Here is a 17,754-nt window from a genome sequence, read left to right as displayed (position 1 = left end):
CCGAACTGTATCGGGCACTCCAAGCCGACCTAAACCGAAAACCAGAGGCTCTTGACGCTGCATAGGAGCATCCACACCATCCCATACGACGTCGGCGGCCTGACCCATGCCTCCAACCTGAAGTGCTTGTGCCGAAAACATCACTTGCTCAAGACTTTTTGGACAGCTTGGCATGACGAACAGCTGCCCGACGGTACGGTCATCTGGACCTCGCCGACCGGGCACACCTACCGCACGTTGCCCGGCAGCAAGCTGCTCGTACCGCAGTTGACTGTGCCCACAAGCACGCTGCCACCGCCACGTCATCGCGATGCGGGCTGCGCCGATCGCGGCGCGATGATGCCCCGGCGCAAGCGAACCCGTGACCAAGACCGCGCCCACCGCATCGACGCCGAACGTCGACAAAATGTGGCCCTGCAAACCGAGCGCCGACAACGCCAGGTGGTTTCCTTCGTTCCCGCGCCACCGGGCGACAGCGACGACGAGCCACCGCCGTTCTGACGGCCCACCAACGGTCTACAACTCAGCGCAGCACTGCGCGTGACATCACCACGCGCTGAATCTGGTTGGTGCCCTCGTAAATCTGAGTGATCTTGGCGTCGCGCATAAACCGCTCGACCGGGAAGTCAGTGGTATAGCCGGCGCCGCCGAACAGTTGCACGGCTGACTCGGTCACGTCCATGGCGGTGTCAGAGGCGAAGCATTTTGCGGCGGCCGAGATGAATCCGAGGTTGGGCTCGCCGCGCTCGGCGCGGGCAGCGGCGGTATAGACCATCAGCCGGGCCGCTTCGACTTTCATTGCCATATCGGCAATCTCGAATTGCACACCCTGGAACTCCGAGATCGACTTGCCGAATTGCTTGCGGTCCTTGGTATACGCGATCGTGGCATCCAACGCGCCCTGCGCAATGCCTACGGCCTGCGCACCGACGGTGGGACGGGTGTGGTCGAGGGTCTGCAGCGCGGTCTTGAACCCGGTGCCGGGTTCACCGATGATCCGATCGCCGGGGATACGGCAATCCTCGAAGTACAGCTCGGTGGTCGGCGAGCCCTTGATGCCCATCTTCTTTTCCTTGGGCCCAACGGAGAAGCCTTCGTCGTCCTTATGCACCATGAACGCCGAGATCCCGTTGGGCCCCTTGTCCGGATCGGTCACCGCCATCACGGTGTACCAGGTCGACCTGCCGCCGTTGGTGATCCAGCACTTGGCCCCGTTGAGGATCCAGTCATCCCCGTCCGCCTTGGCCCGGGTCCGCATGGACGCCGCGTCGCTGCCGGCCTCCCGCTCGGAGAGCGCATACGACGCCATCGCCCCGTCCTTGGCAAGCGACGGCAGAACCTGCTTCTTCAGCTCCTCCGAACCCTGCAAGATCAGCCCCATCGTGCCCAGCTTGTTCACGGCGGGGATCAACGAAGCCGAGGCGTCGACGCGGGCCACTTCTTCGATCACGATGCAGGTGGCTACCGAGTCCGCGCCCTGCCCGCCGTACTGCTCGGGAATGTGGACGGCGTTGAAACCGGACGCGTTCAGCGCCGCCAGTGCTTCTTCTGGAAAGCGCGACTCCTCGTCGACCTCGGCGGCGTAGGGTGCGATTTCTTTTTCCGCCAATGCGCGGATCGCCGCCCGCAGCTCGTCGTGCTCCTCGGGCACCTTGAACAGGTCAAACGATGGGTCGCCGGCCCACTGAGCCATCCTGGCCTCCTTTGCTACTGGCCGGTAACCTTACCTTGCCGGCTTTTGAGGGCGGCATCCTTGGCCAGCACCGACTCGGCAAGCCGCTCCTGAAATGCGACGATCCGGCTTCGCAGCGCCGGATCCGCAACCGCCAGAATGCGCACCGCCAACAGGCCGGCATTGCGCGCGCCACCGATCGACACGGTGGCCACCGGCACCCCGGCCGGCATCTGTGCGATCGACAACAGCGAGTCCAGGCCGTCGAGCCGCGCCAGAGGCACGGGAACCCCGATCACCGGCAGCGCCGTGGCCGAGGCCACCATGCCCGGCAGGTGGGCCGCGCCGCCCGCGCCGGCGATGATCACTTCGATGCCCCGGTCGGCCGCGCCGCGCGCGTAGTCGAGCATGCGCCCGGGAGTGCGATGCGCCGAGACCACACCGACCTCGTACCCCACGTCGAACTCGGCCAGCGCCTCGGCGGCGTCGGCCATCACCGACCAGTCGCTGTCGCTGCCCATGATCACCCCAACGCGGGGTTGCTCAACCATGTGGATCCCATCCATCCGTCCACTGCCCATGCGACAACCAGTGTGCCGCCAGCTCGGCGCGTTCACGCAAATTCGCCAGCCGCGTTACGTCGCCGCTGTCGAAGTGGCCGAGAAAGTTGACGTGGCCGATCTTGCGGCCCGGTCGTTCACCCTTGCCGTAGAGGTGCACCCGGGCCTCGGGCATCCGCGCGAACAGATGATGCAGTCGCTCGTCGACGGTCATCGTCGGGGTTTGCACCGCACCCAGCACGTTGGCCATCACCGTCACCGGCACGGTGGCGTCGGTGTCGCCGAGCGGATAGTCCAGTACGGCACGCAGATGTTGTTCGAACTGGCTGGTCCGCGCGCCGTCCATGGTCCAATGCCCGGAGTTGTGCGGGCGCATCGCGAGTTCGTTGATGAGTATCGCCCCATCGGTCGTCTCGAACAGCTCGACCGCCAGCACACCGACGACGCCGAGTTCGGCGGCCAAGCGCAGCGCCAACTGTTGGGCCCCGGCGCCGAGGTCGGCGGGCAGCGCCGGCGCCGGCGCGATCACCAGCACACAGATGCCGTCGCGTTGCACTGTCTGTACCACCGGCCACGCCGCCCCTTGGCCGAACGGCGATCGCGCGACCAGCGCGGAGAGCTCGCGGCGCATCGACACCCGCTCCTCGACCAAAACCGGAACGCCGGAATCCAAAAACTGGCCGGCGATCTCGCGGGCCTGCGCCAAATCGTCCGCCATCCGCACCCCGCGGCCGTCGTAACCGCCGCGCACTGCCTTGACCACGAGCGGGCCGTCAACGCGCCGGGCGAAGGCGTCGACGGCGTCGATGGCGTCGGGGCTCTCGACGGCGGCGTAGCGCGGCACCGGTGCGCCGAGCGCCTCCAGCCGTCGCCGCATGACGAGTTTGTCCTGCGCGTGCACCAGAGCTTCCGGCGGCGGCGCCACGTTGACGCCCTCGGCGACCAGCTTCTCCAGCAGCTCGGTCGGGACGTGCTCGTGGTCGAAGGTCAGTGCGTCGGCGCCGGTGGCGACGCGGCGCAGATCGTCGAGGCTGGTGTGCGATCCGATCACCACGTCCGGGCTCACCTGGGCCGCGGGGTCGTCGGCGTCGGCCGCCAACACCCGCAGAGTCTGCCCCAAAGCGATCGCGGCCTGGTGCGTCATCCGGGCAAGTTGGCCGCCGCCGACCATCGCGACCTGCGGCCCAGCGGTGGGCGTACTCGTCACGCAATCATGGTGTCATGGCACGACGAACCGCCAATACGTACACTGGCGAGCTGTGTCATTCACCGACGCCACGATTGCGCGGTTACCGGGGACCATCCGCCCTTACGCCGAACGCCACCACGAACTGATCAAATTCGTCATCGTCGGGGCCACCACCTTCATCATCGACTCGGCGATCTTCTACACCCTCAAGCTGACGATCTTGGAGCCCAAGCCGGTGACCGCCAAGGTCATCGCGGGCATCGTCGCTGTCATCGCGTCCTACATTTTGAACCGGGAGTGGAGTTTCCGGGACCGGGGTGGCCGGGAGCGTCACCACGAGGCCCTGCTGTTCTTCGCCTTCAGCGGAGTCGGCGTGCTGCTCTCCATGGCACCGTTGTGGATCTCCAGCTACATCCTTCAGCTGCGGGTGCCGACGGTGTCGTTGACCGTGGAGAACATTGCCGACTTCATCTCGGCGTACATCATCGGGAACCTGCTGCAGATGGCGTTCCGCTTCTGGGCGTTCCGGCGCTGGGTCTTCCCGGACGAATACGGCCGCAAGGAGAAGGCGCTGGAGTCGGCTCTCACCGCCGGCGGCATCGCCGAGGTTTTCGAGGACAACATCGAAGAGGGCGGCTTTCGAAGCGGGAATGTCACGCTGTTGCGTGCTTGGCGTTCGCGGCGTAGCCGCCTTGCTCAGCTCGGCGACTCCTCGGACCCCAGGGTGTCGAAAACCTCGTGATACAGCAGCGCGTGGACCTGCTCCACGCGCGGAATGTCGTGGAACTCCAACGGATCTTGTGACGCCGACTCGATGATCAGCGTCCCGGTGCGGAACATCCGATCGATGATCCCGTGCCGGAATTCCACACTGTTGATCCGGGCCAGCGGGATGTCGATACCGCTGCGGGTCAACACTCCGTGCCGAAACATCACGCGCCGGTCGGTGATCACGAAATGAGTGGTCAGCCAGCCCAGGTACGGCCACAGGGTCAGCCAGCCGAGAACCACCAGCCAGATGGCCCCGATGACGATGAAGACGACTCTTTTGGCGTTCGGATCCCAATTGGTGCTGTTAACCACCGCGGCGACGAACGATGCCACCGCGCTCGCCAGGATCAGCACGACGACCGCTCCGATCAGCCGCTTCCAGTGGGGATGTCGATGCAGGACCACCTGTTCGTCGCTGGCCAGCACGTTGTCGGGGTAGCGCACGCTGGCACTTTAGACGCTGGGACGTAGATGTGTGATGTCTGCGGCCGAAATCGCAACTGTTTGACCGCCGGTGTCTACGCACAATCGGCCCGTCTCGTCGATGGCCTGAGCGAGCCCGATCACGTCACGATCACCGGGCAGTGTGGCCTGTACCCGAGAACCCAGGGTCAGGCTGTGCCGTTGGTAATCGGCCACCAGCGCCGGGTCGGCGCCCCCGGCGGTGCGCCACGCGTCGATGCGGGTAGCCAATTCGCGAAGTATTCTGCGCGCCAACGTGTTTCGATCGGTAGCCGATGACTCCAGCATCAGCAGCGACGTCGCCGCGGGGTCCGGCGCTTCGTCGGCAGTCAGCGTCACGTTCAGTCCCAAGCCGAGCACGATCACCGGCTTCGGCGCGGCGACCTCGGCAAGGATCCCGGCGAGCTTGCCGCCGTCCACCACCACGTCGTTGGGCCACTTGAGGCCGGCCGTCACGCCGGCGACCGCGTCCAGGGCGTCGACCACGGCGACGCCGGTGGCCAGCGGCAACCAGCCCCAGCCGGAGCGGGGCACCGACGTCCCATCGACCCCGACCGACAACGCGATCTGCGCCCGCGGCGGCGCGGACCAGTGCCGGCCGTGCCGCCCGCGGCCCGCGTTCTGGTAGTCGGCGAGCAGCACCGACCCGTCGATATCGGTACCGCCCGCCGCCTGGGCGATCAGATCGGCGTTGGTGGAGCCGGTTTCGGCGACCACGTCAAGCCGGCGCCACGGCAGGCCCGAGCCCACCAACCCGTCACGCAACGCCGCCGGGTCCAACGGCGGTCTGAGCTGGTCCCGATCCATCGCCACTCAGCGTAGGACGGCTTTGGGGCAACGGGACCCGCGCCGCTAAGCTCGGGGGTCATGACGAGCGTTTCCGACGGCCATGTCGAGGCCAAGGCCGAGCATCACATCGACATCCACACCACCGCGGGCAAGCTCGCCGAACTGCGCAAGCGAACCGAAGAGACCCTGCACCCGGTTGGCGAGGAGGCCGTCGAGCGGGTGCACGCCAAGGGCAAGCTGACCGCCCGCGAGCGGATCTATGCCCTGCTGGACGAGGACTCATTCGTCGAGCTCGACGCGCTGGCCAGGCATCGCAGCACCAACTTCGGGCTCGAGCAAAAGCGCCCCCTCGGCGACGGCGTCGTCACCGGCTACGGCACCATCGACGGGCGCGACGTCTGCATCTTCAGCCAGGACGTCACGGTGTTCGGCGGCAGCCTCGGCGAGGTGTACGGCGAGAAGATCGTCAAGGTGCAGGAGCTGGCGATCAAGACCGGCCGGCCGCTCATCGGCATCAACGACGGCGCGGGCGCCCGTATCCAGGAGGGCGTGGTCTCGCTGGGCCTGTACAGCAAGATCTTCCACAACAACATCTTGGCCTCCGGCGTCATCCCGCAGATCTCGCTGATCATGGGTGCGGCCGCCGGCGGGCACGTGTACTCCCCCGCGCTGACCGACTTCGTGGTGATGGTCGACCAGACCAGCCAGATGTTCATCACCGGTCCGGACGTGATCAAGACGGTCACCGGCGAGGACGTCACCATGGAGGAGCTGGGCGGTGCCCACACCCACATGGCCAAGTCCGGAACCGCGCACTACGTTGCCTCCGGCGAGCAGGACGCCTTCGACTGGGTCCGCGAAGTGCTCAGCTATCTGCCGCCCAACAACTTCACCGATCCACCCCGCTACCCCGTGCCGGTGCCCGACGGCGCCATCGAGGACAACCTCACCGACGAGGACCTCGAGCTGGACACGCTCATCCCGGATTCACCGAACCAGCCTTACGACATGCACGAGGTGATCACCCGCATCCTCGACGAGGACGAGTTCCTCGAGGTGCAGGCCGGTTACGCCAACAACATCGTGGTCGGGTTCGGCCGCATCGAGGGCCGCCCGGTCGGCATCGTCGCCAACCAGCCCACCCATTTCGCCGGCTGCCTGGACATCAACGCCTCCGAGAAGGCGGCCCGCTTCGTGCGCACCTGCGACTGTTTCAACATCCCGATCGTCATGCTGGTTGACGTGCCGGGCTTCTTGCCCGGCACCGACCAGGAATACAACGGCATCATCCGCCGCGGCGCCAAGCTGCTCTACGCCTACGGGGAGGCCACCGTTCCGAAGGTCACCGTCATCACCCGCAAGGCCTACGGCGGCGCCTACTGCGTGATGGGCTCCAAGGAAATGGGCGCCGACGTCAACGTGGCGTGGCCCACCGCGCAAATCGCGGTGATGGGTGCCTCGGGGGCGGTCGGTTTCGTCTACCGCCAGCAGCTCGCCGAAGCGGCGAAGGACGGCCGGGATGTTGATGCGCTTCGCTTACAACTGCAGCAGGAATACGAGGACACTCTGGTCAACCCGTACATCGCCGCCGAGCGGGGTTACGTCGACGCGGTCATCCCGCCGTCGCACACCCGCGGCTACGTCGCGACCGCGTTGCGGCTGCTGGAGCGCAAGATCGCTCAGCTGCCGCCCAAGAAGCACGGGAACATACCGCTGTGAGTGACGAACAACAGATCCACGAGCCGCACATCGAGGTGCTCAAGGGCAGCCCGACCGACGAGGAGCTGGCCGCGGTGATCGCGGTGTTGGGCAGCGCCGGCGGCGGTGAGGCCCCACAGGCTCCGGTCGAGCACAGCCGGTGGGGGCTTCCGGTCGACAAGCTGCGCTTTGCAATCTCCAACCACCAGCGGGTGACACTGCAGGAACGGTTGCACATGCGGCGATGACCCGGCTGGTGCTCGGGTCCGCCTCCCCCGGCCGGCTCAAGGTGTTGCGGCAGGCCGGTGTTGATCCGCTGGTCGTGGTCTCCGGCGTCGACGAGGACGCGGTGGTCGCAGCGCTGGGTGCCGACGCCGGCCCCATCGAAGTGACAACCGAGTTGGCGACCGCGAAAGCCAACCGCGTCGTGAATCTCCTCGAGCCGGCCATCTCGTCCGATTGCGTTGTGATCGGCTGTGATTCGATGCTGCACATCGACGGCAGTCTGGTCGGCAAGCCGCGGTCCATCCCCGAGGCGCGACAGCAGTGGGTGTCGATGGCAGGTCGCTCCGGACAGCTTTACACCGGTCACTGCGTGCTGCGGCTGCACGACGGCACAGTCACCGAATGCGAAGCCGAATCAGCCACTACCACAGTGTATTTCGCTAGTCCTGCGGAAGCAGATCTTGACGCCTACATCGCCAGCGGTGAACCGCTGCAAGTGGCCGGCGGGTTCACGATCGACGGGCTGGGTGGTTGGTTCGTCGAGGGGATCGAGGGCGACCCGTCCAACGTCGTCGGGCTGAGCCTGCCGTTGACCCGTCAACTACTTGCACGGCTGGGCCTCTCACTTACCGAGATCGGCTTTTAGCAGACAAAGTGTGAGTAGACCCCTGCAAAACGTCAATCTCGGTGGTACCCGCGGGAGCTCAGGGCGTCCTCCACACGGCTGATGATGTCGGGCTTGCGGTCTTCGGCGATGACCCGTACAACGATCCAGCCCAGGCGCTGCAATTTCTGCTGGCACCGAATGTCTTTCACGTATGCCCTGCGGTTGGTTCGATGCTGATCGCCGTCGTACTCGGCAGCCACCTTGAGGTCTTCCCAACCTATGTCGAGGATGCGGACGGGTCGCCAGCCGTCCAAAACCGGTATCTGCGTGGCAGGCCGGGGAAATCCGGCGTCGATCAGTAACAGCCGCAACCAGGTTTCCTTCGGCGACGCGGCACCCCCGTCGACAAGCGGCAGCGCCACCCGCAGCCGCCGCAGCCCTCGGGCGCCCGGATACCGCTTGGCCAGTAGCAGCACATCCTCGGCCGAGAATGGTGTCGCATACATCAAGGCGTCGAGGCGCGCCACCGCGTCGTCGCGCTCCAGACGCCGGCCGATATCGAAGGCCGTGCGAGCCGGGGTTGTGACGGGAATGCCTGCGACCCGAGTGATTTCGTCCTCGGCCAGACTCTCGTTGCGCACCAGCAGCCCGCGTTGCGGGCGTGCATTGGGCGCAAGCAACTCGACGGGCGTATCGACGTCGATCCATTTGGCGCCGTGCAGTGCCGACGCCGCGATCCCGCTGACCACCGCCTGACGCCGGCATGTCAACAGCGCACCCTCGGTCCGATCACGCAGCGACGGCACGTGCCCCTTGGGTACGTACACCCCGCGGTAGATCGGGCGGTACCAGCGCTGCAATTCGTGTCTGGTCAGCCGGCCTGCTGCCACAGCCTGACTGCCAACGACGACCTCCCCCATGCCCGCATCGTGGCATCAGCCTCCGACAGCAGCCGAGATCGACGTTTTGCAGCCAAAGATCGAGTGCAGACCTGCAAAACGTCGATCTCGCGTCGGCCGCGGATCGTGACCTAACCGCAACCTGGCGCGCCCGACGGGGTTGTCGGGCTGCGCCCAATGCGCACCCCACACTGGGGCGATGCCGGTGGAAGAAACCATGTGGAATGTCGGCGTGCCGCGCGACATCGACCGCTATGACGTGGATCGGCTTCGCGCCGCCCTGGCCAACGTCGTCCGGAAGCAGTTGTCGCCGGGCAAACGACTCTTACGGGTGGTTGCTTGGTCTCCCAACGGCGGCTCGTTGTTCCGGCCAAGCCCGGGTATCCAGCGCTTTGCAGTCGCCTACGAGGTCGCGCTGGGCATCTGACGCTGGGTAGGCTCAATACCGTGCCGTTGCCTGCAGATCCCAGTCCTACGTTGGCCGCCTACGCCCACCCGGAGCGCCTGGTCACAGCTGACTGGCTGGCCAGCAACATGGGTCAACCGGGGCTTGCCATCGTCGAATCCGACGAGGACGTCTTGCTTTACGACGTCGGCCATATTCCCGGCGCCGTCAAGGTCGACTGGCACACCGACCTCAACGACCCCAGGGTGCGGGACTACATCAACGGCAAGCAGTTCGCCGAATTGATGGACCGCAAGGGCATCGCCCGCGACGACACTGTGGTGATCTACGGCGACAAGAGCAACTGGTGGGCCGCCTACGCGCTGTGGGTCTTCACGCTGTTCGGCCACCCGGACGTGCGGCTGCTCAACGGCGGGCGCGACCTGTGGCTCTCCGATGGACGTGAGACCACCCTTGCGGTTCCGACCAAGACGTCCAGCGGCTACCCCGTCGTGCAGCGCAACGACGCACCGATCCGCGCATTCAAAGACGACGTGCTGTCCATCCTGGGCTCGGAGCCTTTGATCGACGTGCGATCGCCGGACGAGTACACCGGCAAGCGCACACACATGCCCGACTACCCCGAGGAAGGCGCGCTGCGCGCCGGTCACATTCCCACCGCGGTGTCGATCCCGTGGGGCAAGGCCGCCGACGAGAGCGGGCGGTTCCGCAGCCGCGACGAACTCGAGCAGCTGTACGGCTTCATCGAGCCCGACGACAAGACGATCGTGTATTGCCGCATCGGCGAGCGCTCCAGCCATACCTGGTTCGTGCTCACGCATCTGCTGGGCATTCCGGGCGTGCGCAACTACGACGGCTCGTGGACGGAATGGGGCAACACCGTGCGGGTCCCGATCGTCGCCGGTGAAGAGCCGGGGGCCGTGCCGGTCTGATGAGCATGCCCGCGCCGCTGGCCGAGGTGGTGTCCGACTTCGCCGAACTCCAGGGCCAGGACAAGCTACAGCTGTTGTTGGAATTCGCCAACGAGCTGCCCCCGATACCCGCCGATCTGCAAGAGGCGGCGATGGAGCCGGTGTCCGAATGCCAAACACCGCTGTTCCTGCATGTCGACGCCAGCGATCCCGACCGAGTGCGGCTGCATTTTTCCGCGCCGGCCGAATCGCCCACCACCCGGGGGTTCGCCTCGATCCTGGCCGCCGGGCTCGACGAGCAACCCGCCGCCGAGATCCTGGCGGTGCCGGAAGACTTTTACGCCGATCTGGGCCTGGCGGCCTTGATCAGCCCCTTGCGGCTGCGTGGCATGTCGGCGATCCTGGCCCGGATCAAGCGGCGGCTTCGCGAGTCGAATGGGGCACCGGTTGGTTCGGCGCCACACCGCGGCGCTTAAACTTCCCCCGACATACTTGTAAGAGGATTTCTTAGGAAGTCCAGCCCTTAGAGACCGACGGACGTCCAGCCATACAGGAGGCGCAGTGCCTAGTCACGCCAGCTCGAGGATCTCCAAGGTTCTCGTCGCCAATCGCGGTGAGATCGCAGTCCGGGTGATCCGGGCGGCCAAGGATGCCGGCCTGCCCAGCGTGGCGGTGTACGCGGAGCCCGACGCCGACGCGCCGCACGTACGGCTGGCCGATGAGGCGTTCGCGCTGGGTGGTCAGACCTCTGCGGAGTCCTACCTGGACTTCGGCAAGCTGCTGGAGGCCGCCGAGAAGTCCGGCGCCAACGCCATTCACCCCGGCTACGGCTTTCTGTCCGAGAATGCCGACTTCGCCCAGGCGGTGATCGACGCCGGCTTGATCTGGATCGGGCCGAGTCCGCAGTCGATCCGCGACCTCGGCGACAAGGTCACCGCCCGCCATATCGCCGCCCGCGCGCAGGCCCCGCTGGTACCCGGTACGCCCGACCCGGTCAAGGGCGCCGACGAGGTGGTGGCCTTCGCCAAGGAATACGGCGTGCCGATCGCCATCAAGGCCGCGTTCGGCGGCGGCGGCAAAGGCATGAAAGTCGCCCGGACCCTCGAGGAGATCCCCGAGCTCTACGAGTCGGCGGTGCGCGAGGCGACTGCGGCGTTCGGCCGCGGCGAATGTTTTGTGGAGCGCTACCTGGACAAGCCCCGCCACGTCGAGGCTCAAGTGATCGCCGACCAGCACGGCAACGTCGTCGTCGCCGGCACCCGCGACTGCTCGCTGCAGCGGCGCTACCAGAAGCTGGTCGAGGAGGCGCCGGCGCCGTTCTTGACCGACGCGCAGCGCAAGGAGATCCACGAGTCGGCCAAGCGGATCTGCAAGGAAGCGCACTATTACGGCGCCGGCACCGTGGAGTTCCTGGTGGGCCAGGACGGGTTGATCTCGTTCCTCGAGGTGAACACCCGGTTGCAGGTGGAGCACCCGGTGACCGAGGAGACCGCGGGCGTCGACCTGGTGTTGCAGCAGTTCAGGATCGCCAACGGCGAGAAGCTGGACATCACTGAAGATCCCACGCCGCGCGGGCATGCCATCGAATTCCGGATCAACGGCGAGGATGCCGGACGCGGCTTCCTGCCGGCGCCGGGCCCGGTGAACAAATTCCACCCGCCGTCGGGCCCGGGGGTTCGGCTGGATGCCGGCGTGGAGACGGGCTCCGTGATCGGTGGTCAGTTCGACTCGATGCTGGCCAAGCTGATCGTGTATGGCGGCACCCGCCAGGAGGCGCTGGCGCGGGCCCGTCGCGCGCTGGAAGAGTTCGAGGTCGAGGGCCTGGCCACAGTCATCCCCTTCCACCGGGCCATCGTGCGCGACCCGGCGTTCATCGGCGACGAAAAGGGCTTCTCGGTGCACACCCGCTGGATCGAGACCGAGTGGAACAACACCATCGAGCCGTTCACCGGGGGTGAGCCGCTCGACGAGGACGCCCGGCCCCGGCAGAAGGTCGTCGTGGAAGTCGGTGGTCGACGGCTCGAGGTGTCCCTGCCGGCCGATCTCGCGTTGTCCAACGGCGGCGGCGACGCGGCCGGTGTCATCCGCAAAAAGCCCAAGCCACGCAAGCGCGGCGCGCTGGCCGGCGCGGCCGCCTCGGGTGACGCGGTGACCGCGCCCATGCAGGGCACTGTCGTGAAGGTCGCCGTCGAAGAGGGCCAAGAGGTCACCGCGGGGGACCTGGTGGTGGTCCTGGAGGCGATGAAGATGGAGAACCCGGTCACCGCGCACAAAGACGGCACCATCACCGGGCTCGCGGTCGAGTCCGGTGCGGCGATAACGCAGGGCACGGTGCTCGCCGAGATCAAGTAATTGGATCCCGTACAGATCAATGCGGGTGCGTGGTATTTACTCCCGCGCGACTGGTCATCCGAGCACGCCTACACCTGGGCGGTCTGCGAGGCAACGACGGGCGAGCAGGTCGGGAAGGTGACCCTCGATCCGGCAACCGGCGCCATAACCACGCAGGTCCGCGTGGGTCACGACCGTGCCGCGAGCGCCGCCGCGGCGTCCGTGCAGCGCTTCGCCGCAGTTGTCGGCCCAGCGGGGTCGGAGTAATGTTCACAGCAGGTTGAGTTCACAGCCGTCCGGATCATGCTCACTGACGTCGCGGAGGCTGTTGCTCCCGGCGCCCGGCTCTAGCCGCTGACGTGATCCTTCGCAACAACGCTCGTTGATTGATGGAGTCAGCTCATGTCTGGCAAGACACATTCAGAGTTTGCTTGCGCGGCCTTCGGAACAGACGCCGCAACTCCGCCCCAGCCGTGGGAGAGTCCGACTGTCCGATTCACTGCGCGCTGGGAATCGTCGGCCGCCGTAGTTAGCGCCCACGGCGAAATAGACGCATCCAACGCCAATCAGCTCGCCGAGTACGTGCAGCGCTGCACTGCTCACTCGGGGCCGGTGATCTTGGATTTGCGCGGGGTGGAATTCTTTGGGACTTCAGGCTTTTCGGCCCTGCACACCATCAACGTCCGGTGCGCCGGCGGTGGCGTGCAGTGGTCCGTGGTGCCGAGCAAGGCGGTTTCGCGGTTGCTCCGGATCTGCGATCCGGACAACACGCTGCCCATCGCTGAGTCGGTGGCGGCGGTCCGCGGCGAGGACCGCGAGCGGGCCCCGCTACTCCAGCTGGTCTCGCAGTCGCGCTAGCGACTTGGCGAGCAGACGCGACACGTGCATCTGTGAAATTCCGACCCGTTCGGCGATCTGCGTTTGCGTCATCGATTCGAAGAACCTGAGTACCAACACGGTTCTTTCGCGCTCCGGCAACGCATTGAGCAGCGGTCGTAACGCCTCGCGATTCTCGATCCGCTCGAGACTCGCGTCCACATCGCCCAGCGTGTCCGCGATGGCGCGTGCGTCGTCGTCACCGCTGCCGCCGCCGCTGTCGATGGACAGCGTGTTGTAAGAGCTGCCGGCCACCAGACCCTCGATCACCTCGACGCGGTCCATATCGAGTTCATCGGCCAGCTCGGTCGCGGTGGGTGCGCGGCCAAGCCGTTGCGAGAGATCGGCTGTCGCGGTGCCCAGCCGTAGATGCAGTTCTTTCAAACGCCGCGGGACCTTGACTGACCAGCTGTTGTCGCGGAAATGCCGACGGACCTCACCCATGATGGTGGGCACCGCAAAGGAGACGAAGTCCGAGCCAGCGTCGACGTCGAAGCGGGCGACCGCATTGACCAGTCCCACGCGGGCAACCTGCACCAGGTCGTCGCGTGGCTCGCCACGGCCCTCGAAGCGGCGGGCGATGTGATCGGCCAACGGCAGGCAGCGCTCGGTTATCTTGTCCCGCTGGCGCTGGAATTCCGGGGAGCCGCGGTCGAGACTCGCCAGCTCCCGAAACATGTCCGGAACGTCGGCATATTCGTTGGGACGTGACGCAGAACCGCCGACAGCACGAGCTGTCACCTGGCGGAGCTCCCCCGCCGGGTGGTCAAGGTGATGCCGAAGAGGCCGCCGAGCCCGTCGCCCGGGTCGCGACCGTCGTGGAACGTCTGTACATCGTCGGCCAGCGAAGTCAGCACGTGCCAACTGAAGCTGCCGGGCGTCACCACGTCGTAGTTCTCGCACATCGTTGACGCCTCTACAACAAGCTCGTCGTCTCGCGGATCGACGACGATCGCGAGCGCGGCATCCGGGGCGGCGGAGCGAATCAACCGGGTACACACCTCGTCCACCGCCAGGCGAAGATCAGCCACCGCGTCGAAATCAAGATCCTCGAAAGTGCCGACCGCGCCGACCAAGGTGCGCAGCATCGCCAGATTCTCCAACCGTGCGGCAACCCTGAGTTCGACCGCGCGGTCACCGCGCTGCAGGATTTTTCCTGGCTGTTCAGCAGCGGTCATGTGGCCTCCCAGCAATATTGGACCGAGACTACCCCTGCGCTCGACTGGGTTAGTCATGATGGCGACCGGGTATGCCACCCGCCATGGGTGGGAGTGAAACAACGGATGTCCAGCGCACGCGCCGAGTTCGGCGCACCGCGCTGATCGCCGTCACCACCCTGGTCGTCTTGGTCTTGGTCGCAGTAGGCGTCTATGTTATTGCCTTTGTGATTCTTTCCCCGATGCTCGGGTAGCGCGGCATAGTCGGCCGCCGTGAAACTCATCATGGTCTAGAGCAAGTACCCGCTAGCCTCGGCGGGTAAAACCCGGGGCCTGATCCAGGGGCAGGTGAGCATCATGCACGAGCGCGACAATATCTCCGATGAGATTCCCATTGCCGACGCCGTCGAGCAAGAGCAGGAAACCACGCCGGGAGAACCGTCGGTGGACCCGGTTGACCTGCCGGTCGAGCCTCCGATGGAGGCCAACGCGCCGGATTGGCGTGAACAGCGGCAAGAAGTCGCCGACGACGACCGCGACGAGTACCGGGAGTAACTTGTTGCCATGAACAGCGCCATCACACACGTTCTGCTGCGAGCAGTTGTGCTCATGGGATCGTGGGCGATCGGACTGCTGGTGGCGGCGTGGGTCGTTCCCCGCGTTTCGATGTCGCTCTCCGGGTTCATCGTCGCAGTCGTGGTGTTCTCGCTGGCACAAGCCATCCTGTCGCTGTTGATCCTGAGACTGCCTCATGCATATGCATCGCTGGTCTTCGGCGCCACCGGCCTGGCACTAACCGTCGTCGCATTGGGTCTCGCCGAGGGCTTGACAGACGGGTTCGACATCGACGGCGTTGCATCCTGGGTCGCCGCAACGGTTGTGGTGTGGCTGGTGACCACGATCGGGGCGGTTGTGCCCGCAATACTCGCCCACGATGAGGTCGGTTCGACCTGACGCGCCGAGTAGCATTTTGTTATCTCGGCCCGGGCACGGACGGACACGACACGGAGGGAGAAGTCGTGGGCGACAGGCATCAGGATCCGACCGATCATTTCCGGACGACGCAACCGCACGCCGGTATCACGATGAAGGACAACCTCTTTTGGCCCGGGTTCATCCTGCTGGCCGTCGCAGCGTCCGGCATGATCAGCACCGCGGCGGCCGCCGCCTATCAGCATTACGAGTGGCTTGCCACAACCGTGCTCGTCGCGGCGCTCGGCACGGCCGCCGGAGCGCTATGGCTGTTCGTGGAGCGGCGCCGGGTGATCCGGATCGACGAGCAGTGGCGCGCCGCGCATCCGGACAGTCGGCAGCGCCAGGACATTTCCTGATCGGTTAGACCGGCAGCCCTCAACCGGTCAGCGCGGGGCCGGCGATTGCCGGTGCCCCCATGGTGAGCGTCAGCAGCATCAGCATCAACAGAAACCAGCCGGCGCCTTGCCATGCCCACCAGGTGCCGTGGTCGCGCCAGACGCGATAGGTGCGCACGAATGCCCAACACCCCGCCGCCAGCAAGATCAGCGGGGCGCCCAGCGCCAGCATGGTTCGTTGGGGCGTCCCGCAGGCCACGGTGTCGAGGGCCATCGCGCCCTTGCAGGTGCTGGCCCACAACGCGGCCACAATCAGGAATGTCACCCCGGCGACGGCGGCCAGAACTGCGAACCGGACGGCGGCGTGGACCTCGTTGTCGTCCTGCCCGAGGCGATCGCCGCCTGAACGCTGACGTGATGTTTGCATCCTCAAAACCTCTATCCTGCGGTCTCCAGCCGCAGAGCCTCGACATTGTCGCGCGCCGCCGACGCGCGCGAGTCCCGGTTACCCCGTGGTCAGCGACGGTAAACCAACCTCCCGAACTGCGGCAACCGCCTCGTCGATCTCGGCGCGCGTGACGGTCAGCGCCGGCCGGAACCGCACACTGTCGTCGCCGCCGGCCAGCACGATCACCCCGCGTTGCCACAGCCGGCGGATCAACTCGTCACGCTCGGCGGTGGTCGGCAAGCTGAACGCGCACATCAGGCCGCGGCCGCGCACGTCGAGCACCACCGTGGGGAAATCGGCGGCGAGCTCGTCGAGCCGCGCACGTAGATAGCGACCCTTCACAGCGGCGTTGTCGAACAACTCCTCGACTTCGATGACCTCCAGGATGCGGCGGGCGCGGACCATATCGGTGAGGTTGCCGCCCCAGGTGGAGTTCAGCCGAGAAACCGTCGTGAACACATTGTCGGCGATCTCGTCGACCCGCCGTCCGGCCATCACCCCGCATACTTGCGTCTTCTTGCCGAACGCCACGACATCGGGTGCGACCCCCAATTGCTGGTAGGCCCAAGGGGTTCCGGTCAACCCGCAGCCGGTCTGAACTTCGTCGAAGATCATCAGCGCGTCGTATTCGTCGCACAGCGCTCGCATCGCGGCGAAGAACTGGGGCCGGAAGTGGCGGTCGCCGCCCTCGCCCTGGATGGGTTCGGCGACGAAGCAGGCGATGTCGTGCGGATGGGCCTCGAACGCTGCTCGCGCCTGGCGCAGCGACTCGGCCTCCAGCGCGTCGATGTCCGCACCGGGCCGCAGGTAAGGCGCGTCGATGCGTGGCCAGTCGAACTTCGGGAAGCGCTCAACGGCAACGGGATTGCTGTTGGTCAGCGATAGCGTGTAGCCGCTGCGCCCGTGAAAAGCCCCGCGCAGATGCAGCACGCGGGTGCCCAGCGTCGAGTCGATACCGTGCGCCTGGTTGTACCGGCTCCTCCAGTCGAATGCGACCTTCAGCGCGTTCTCCACCGCCAGCGCACCGCCGTCGACGAAGAACAAATGGGGCAGCGCCGGATCGCCCAGGACGCGGGCGAACGTCTCGACGAAGCGGGCCATCGGCACCGAGTACACGTCGGAGTTGCTGGGCTTGTTGACCGCGGCGTCGGTGAGCTCTTCGCGGAACGCGTCGTCATAGGCCAACGCCGGGTGGTTCATGCCCAGCGCCGACGACGCGAAGAACGTGAACATGTCGAGGTAGCGCCGGCCGTCGCGGGCGTCGACCAGATATGAGCCGGCCGAGCGATTCAGGTCGAGCACCAGATCCAGGCCGTCGATCAGCATGCTGCGGGCCAGCACCTCGTGGACCCGGTCCGGTTCGAGGCGCCGATCGGCGGCTGTCAGGGCGCTAGTCATGGGACAACAGTACCATAATTTTTATGGTATCTTGAATGCAATCAG

General features: G+C 66.1%; 23 protein-coding genes. 13 read left to right on the top strand and 10 right to left on the bottom strand.

All coding sequences use genetic code 11. The annotated features are described in order from the left end of the window. The first annotated feature begins 51 nt into the window (after nucleotides 1–51). Nucleotides 52–501 (top strand): HNH endonuclease signature motif containing protein, encoded by a 450-nt coding sequence (locus AWC06_RS14350; protein ID WP_085198637.1) that lies wholly within the window; start codon nucleotides 52–54, stop codon nucleotides 499–501. Nucleotides 502–523: 22 nt separating this feature from the next. Here the strand turns inward: AWC06_RS14350 and AWC06_RS14345 are convergent, their stop codons facing one another. From AWC06_RS14345 to AWC06_RS14335, 3 genes are read right to left on the bottom strand one after another with little or no spacing between them, the layout of a single operon-like run. After that, nucleotides 524–1,693: an acyl-CoA dehydrogenase gene (locus AWC06_RS14345; protein ID WP_085198634.1), complete on the bottom strand. Its 1,170-nt coding sequence runs from the start codon at nucleotides 1,691–1,693 to the stop codon at nucleotides 524–526. A gap of 14 nt (nucleotides 1,694–1,707) precedes the next feature. Next, nucleotides 1,708–2,223: a 5-(carboxyamino)imidazole ribonucleotide mutase gene (gene purE / locus AWC06_RS14340; RefSeq protein ID WP_085198632.1), complete on the bottom strand. Its 516-nt coding sequence runs from the start codon at nucleotides 2,221–2,223 to the stop codon at nucleotides 1,708–1,710. Beyond that, nucleotides 2,216–3,439: a 5-(carboxyamino)imidazole ribonucleotide synthase gene (locus AWC06_RS14335; RefSeq protein WP_085198630.1), complete on the bottom strand. Its 1,224-nt coding sequence runs from the start codon at nucleotides 3,437–3,439 to the stop codon at nucleotides 2,216–2,218. Before AWC06_RS14335 ends, purE begins: the two co-directional genes overlap by 8 nt. Before the next feature lie 52 nt (nucleotides 3,440–3,491). On the opposite strand from AWC06_RS14335, the gene AWC06_RS14330 reads away from it, so the two are divergent. Further along, nucleotides 3,492–4,163, top strand: a complete 672-nt coding sequence (locus tag AWC06_RS14330; RefSeq protein WP_085198628.1) for a GtrA family protein — start codon at nucleotides 3,492–3,494, stop codon at nucleotides 4,161–4,163. Here the strand turns inward: AWC06_RS14330 and AWC06_RS14325 are convergent. After that, nucleotides 4,118–4,636 (bottom strand): PH domain-containing protein, encoded by a 519-nt coding sequence (locus AWC06_RS14325; RefSeq protein ID WP_085198626.1) that lies wholly within the window; start codon nucleotides 4,634–4,636, stop codon nucleotides 4,118–4,120. The genes AWC06_RS14330 and AWC06_RS14325 overlap by 46 nt on opposite strands. A gap of 9 nt (nucleotides 4,637–4,645) precedes the next feature. Beyond that, on the bottom strand, nucleotides 4,646–5,461 hold the full coding sequence (locus AWC06_RS14320) for a biotin--[acetyl-CoA-carboxylase] ligase (protein ID WP_085198624.1): 816 nt from the start codon (nucleotides 5,459–5,461) through the stop codon (nucleotides 4,646–4,648). Nucleotides 5,462–5,521: 60 nt separating this feature from the next. On the opposite strand from AWC06_RS14320, the gene AWC06_RS14315 reads away from it, so the two are divergent. The 3 genes from AWC06_RS14315 to AWC06_RS14305 are packed head-to-tail and all read left to right on the top strand — an operon-like array spanning nucleotide 5,522 to nucleotide 8,012. Then, entirely contained in the window at nucleotides 5,522–7,162 is a 1,641-nt protein-coding gene (locus tag AWC06_RS14315) for an acyl-CoA carboxylase subunit beta (RefSeq protein ID WP_085198622.1), read from the top strand. Further along, nucleotides 7,159–7,389, top strand: coding sequence for an acyl-CoA carboxylase subunit epsilon (locus AWC06_RS14310; RefSeq protein WP_085198620.1), 231 nt, complete (start codon nucleotides 7,159–7,161; stop codon nucleotides 7,387–7,389). The genes AWC06_RS14315 and AWC06_RS14310 overlap by 4 nt, the downstream gene beginning before the upstream one ends. Next, on the top strand, nucleotides 7,386–8,012 hold the full coding sequence (locus tag AWC06_RS14305; RefSeq protein ID WP_085198618.1) for a Maf family protein: 627 nt from the start codon (nucleotides 7,386–7,388) through the stop codon (nucleotides 8,010–8,012). Before AWC06_RS14310 ends, AWC06_RS14305 begins: the two co-directional genes overlap by 4 nt. 32 nt (nucleotides 8,013–8,044) lie before the next feature. Here AWC06_RS14305 and AWC06_RS14300 read toward each other — a convergent pair whose 3' ends face one another. Further along, complete coding sequence (locus tag AWC06_RS14300; protein WP_085198616.1) at nucleotides 8,045–8,893, bottom strand: hypothetical protein; 849 nt, start codon at nucleotides 8,891–8,893, stop codon at nucleotides 8,045–8,047. A 178-nt stretch (nucleotides 8,894–9,071) separates the two neighbouring features. Here AWC06_RS14300 and AWC06_RS14295 point away from each other — a divergent pair, with 178 nt between their 5' ends. The 5 genes from AWC06_RS14295 (at nucleotide 9,072) to AWC06_RS14270 (ending at nucleotide 13,378) form a co-directional block, all read left to right on the top strand. After that, entirely contained in the window at nucleotides 9,072–9,299 is a 228-nt protein-coding gene (locus tag AWC06_RS14295; protein ID WP_227370978.1) for a hypothetical protein, read from the top strand. A 20-nt stretch (nucleotides 9,300–9,319) separates the two neighbouring features. Continuing rightward, nucleotides 9,320–10,210, top strand: coding sequence for a sulfurtransferase (locus AWC06_RS14290; RefSeq protein ID WP_085198614.1), 891 nt, complete (start codon nucleotides 9,320–9,322; stop codon nucleotides 10,208–10,210). Continuing rightward, nucleotides 10,210–10,665, top strand: a complete 456-nt coding sequence (locus AWC06_RS14285) for a SufE family protein (RefSeq protein WP_085198612.1) — start codon at nucleotides 10,210–10,212, stop codon at nucleotides 10,663–10,665. The genes AWC06_RS14290 and AWC06_RS14285 overlap by 1 nt, the downstream gene beginning before the upstream one ends. A gap of 85 nt (nucleotides 10,666–10,750) precedes the next feature. Beyond that, on the top strand, nucleotides 10,751–12,541 hold the full coding sequence (locus tag AWC06_RS14280) for an acetyl/propionyl/methylcrotonyl-CoA carboxylase subunit alpha (RefSeq protein ID WP_085198610.1): 1,791 nt from the start codon (nucleotides 10,751–10,753) through the stop codon (nucleotides 12,539–12,541). Between the two features lie 381 nt (nucleotides 12,542–12,922). After that, nucleotides 12,923–13,378: an STAS domain-containing protein gene (locus AWC06_RS14270; RefSeq protein ID WP_085198606.1), complete on the top strand. Its 456-nt coding sequence runs from the start codon at nucleotides 12,923–12,925 to the stop codon at nucleotides 13,376–13,378. On the opposite strand, the gene AWC06_RS14265 is transcribed toward AWC06_RS14270, so the two are convergent. Both AWC06_RS14265 and AWC06_RS14260 read right to left on the bottom strand, forming a co-directional pair. Next, nucleotides 13,349–14,137, bottom strand: coding sequence for an RNA polymerase sigma factor SigF (locus tag AWC06_RS14265; protein ID WP_085198603.1), 789 nt, complete (start codon nucleotides 14,135–14,137; stop codon nucleotides 13,349–13,351). The two genes, AWC06_RS14270 and AWC06_RS14265, sit on opposite strands and share 30 nt — an antisense overlap. Then, nucleotides 14,134–14,574, bottom strand: a complete 441-nt coding sequence (locus tag AWC06_RS14260) for an anti-sigma factor (RefSeq protein ID WP_085198601.1) — start codon at nucleotides 14,572–14,574, stop codon at nucleotides 14,134–14,136. Before AWC06_RS14260 ends, AWC06_RS14265 begins: the two co-directional genes overlap by 4 nt. Nucleotides 14,575–14,910: 336 nt before the next feature. Here AWC06_RS14260 and AWC06_RS14255 point away from each other — a divergent pair, with 336 nt between their 5' ends. The 3 genes from AWC06_RS14255 (at nucleotide 14,911) to usfY (ending at nucleotide 15,884) form a co-directional block, all read left to right on the top strand. Beyond that, nucleotides 14,911–15,108: a hypothetical protein gene (locus AWC06_RS14255; protein WP_085198673.1), complete on the top strand. Its 198-nt coding sequence runs from the start codon at nucleotides 14,911–14,913 to the stop codon at nucleotides 15,106–15,108. A gap of 9 nt (nucleotides 15,109–15,117) precedes the next feature. Continuing rightward, nucleotides 15,118–15,507, top strand: a complete 390-nt coding sequence (locus tag AWC06_RS14250) for a phage holin family protein (protein ID WP_085198599.1) — start codon at nucleotides 15,118–15,120, stop codon at nucleotides 15,505–15,507. Nucleotides 15,508–15,572: 65 nt separating this feature from the next. After that, nucleotides 15,573–15,884, top strand: a complete 312-nt coding sequence (usfY, locus tag AWC06_RS14245; RefSeq protein WP_211281967.1) for a protein UsfY — start codon at nucleotides 15,573–15,575, stop codon at nucleotides 15,882–15,884. A 19-nt stretch (nucleotides 15,885–15,903) separates the two neighbouring features. Here usfY and AWC06_RS14240 read toward each other — a convergent pair whose 3' ends face one another. Both AWC06_RS14240 and lat read right to left on the bottom strand, forming a co-directional pair. Then, entirely contained in the window at nucleotides 15,904–16,290 is a 387-nt protein-coding gene (locus tag AWC06_RS14240) for a hypothetical protein (RefSeq protein WP_085198597.1), read from the bottom strand. A gap of 78 nt (nucleotides 16,291–16,368) precedes the next feature. Beyond that, nucleotides 16,369–17,709, bottom strand: a complete 1,341-nt coding sequence (lat, locus tag AWC06_RS14235; protein ID WP_085198595.1) for an L-lysine 6-transaminase — start codon at nucleotides 17,707–17,709, stop codon at nucleotides 16,369–16,371. Between the last annotated feature and the right edge of the window lie 45 nt (nucleotides 17,710–17,754).

It is taken from the genome of Mycobacterium fragae, from assembly GCF_002102185.1.
Taxonomy (GTDB): domain Bacteria; phylum Actinomycetota; class Actinomycetes; order Mycobacteriales; family Mycobacteriaceae; genus Mycobacterium; species Mycobacterium fragae.
Note: the sequence above shows the minus strand (reverse complement) of the source record. Positions and strands in the feature narration are given on the sequence as shown.

Excerpts from the sequence above, each read along its gene's own strand:
- AWC06_RS14345 (WP_085198634.1), bottom strand. The coding sequence starts at position 1,693 with ATGGCTCAGTGGGCCGGCGACCCATCGTTTGACCTGTTCAAGGTGCCC.
- purE (WP_085198632.1), bottom strand. The coding sequence starts at position 2,223 with ATGGTTGAGCAACCCCGCGTTGGGGTGATCATGGGCAGCGACAGCGAC.
- AWC06_RS14320 (WP_085198624.1), bottom strand. The coding sequence starts at position 5,461 with ATGGATCGGGACCAGCTCAGACCGCCGTTGGACCCGGCGGCGTTGCGT.
- AWC06_RS14315 (WP_085198622.1), top strand. The coding sequence starts at position 5,522 with ATGACGAGCGTTTCCGACGGCCATGTCGAGGCCAAGGCCGAGCATCAC.
- AWC06_RS14305 (WP_085198618.1), top strand. The coding sequence starts at position 7,386 with ATGACCCGGCTGGTGCTCGGGTCCGCCTCCCCCGGCCGGCTCAAGGTG.
- AWC06_RS14300 (WP_085198616.1), bottom strand. The coding sequence starts at position 8,893 with ATGGGGGAGGTCGTCGTTGGCAGTCAGGCTGTGGCAGCAGGCCGGCTG.
- AWC06_RS14295 (WP_227370978.1), top strand. The coding sequence starts at position 9,072 with ATGCCGGTGGAAGAAACCATGTGGAATGTCGGCGTGCCGCGCGACATC.
- AWC06_RS14285 (WP_085198612.1), top strand. The coding sequence starts at position 10,210 with ATGAGCATGCCCGCGCCGCTGGCCGAGGTGGTGTCCGACTTCGCCGAA.
- AWC06_RS14270 (WP_085198606.1), top strand. The coding sequence starts at position 12,923 with ATGTCTGGCAAGACACATTCAGAGTTTGCTTGCGCGGCCTTCGGAACA.
- AWC06_RS14260 (WP_085198601.1), bottom strand. The coding sequence starts at position 14,574 with ATGACCGCTGCTGAACAGCCAGGAAAAATCCTGCAGCGCGGTGACCGC.
- AWC06_RS14255 (WP_085198673.1), top strand. The coding sequence starts at position 14,911 with ATGCACGAGCGCGACAATATCTCCGATGAGATTCCCATTGCCGACGCC.
- AWC06_RS14250 (WP_085198599.1), top strand. The coding sequence starts at position 15,118 with ATGAACAGCGCCATCACACACGTTCTGCTGCGAGCAGTTGTGCTCATG.
- AWC06_RS14240 (WP_085198597.1), bottom strand. The coding sequence starts at position 16,290 with ATGCAAACATCACGTCAGCGTTCAGGCGGCGATCGCCTCGGGCAGGAC.
- lat (WP_085198595.1), bottom strand. The coding sequence starts at position 17,709 with ATGACTAGCGCCCTGACAGCCGCCGATCGGCGCCTCGAACCGGACCGG.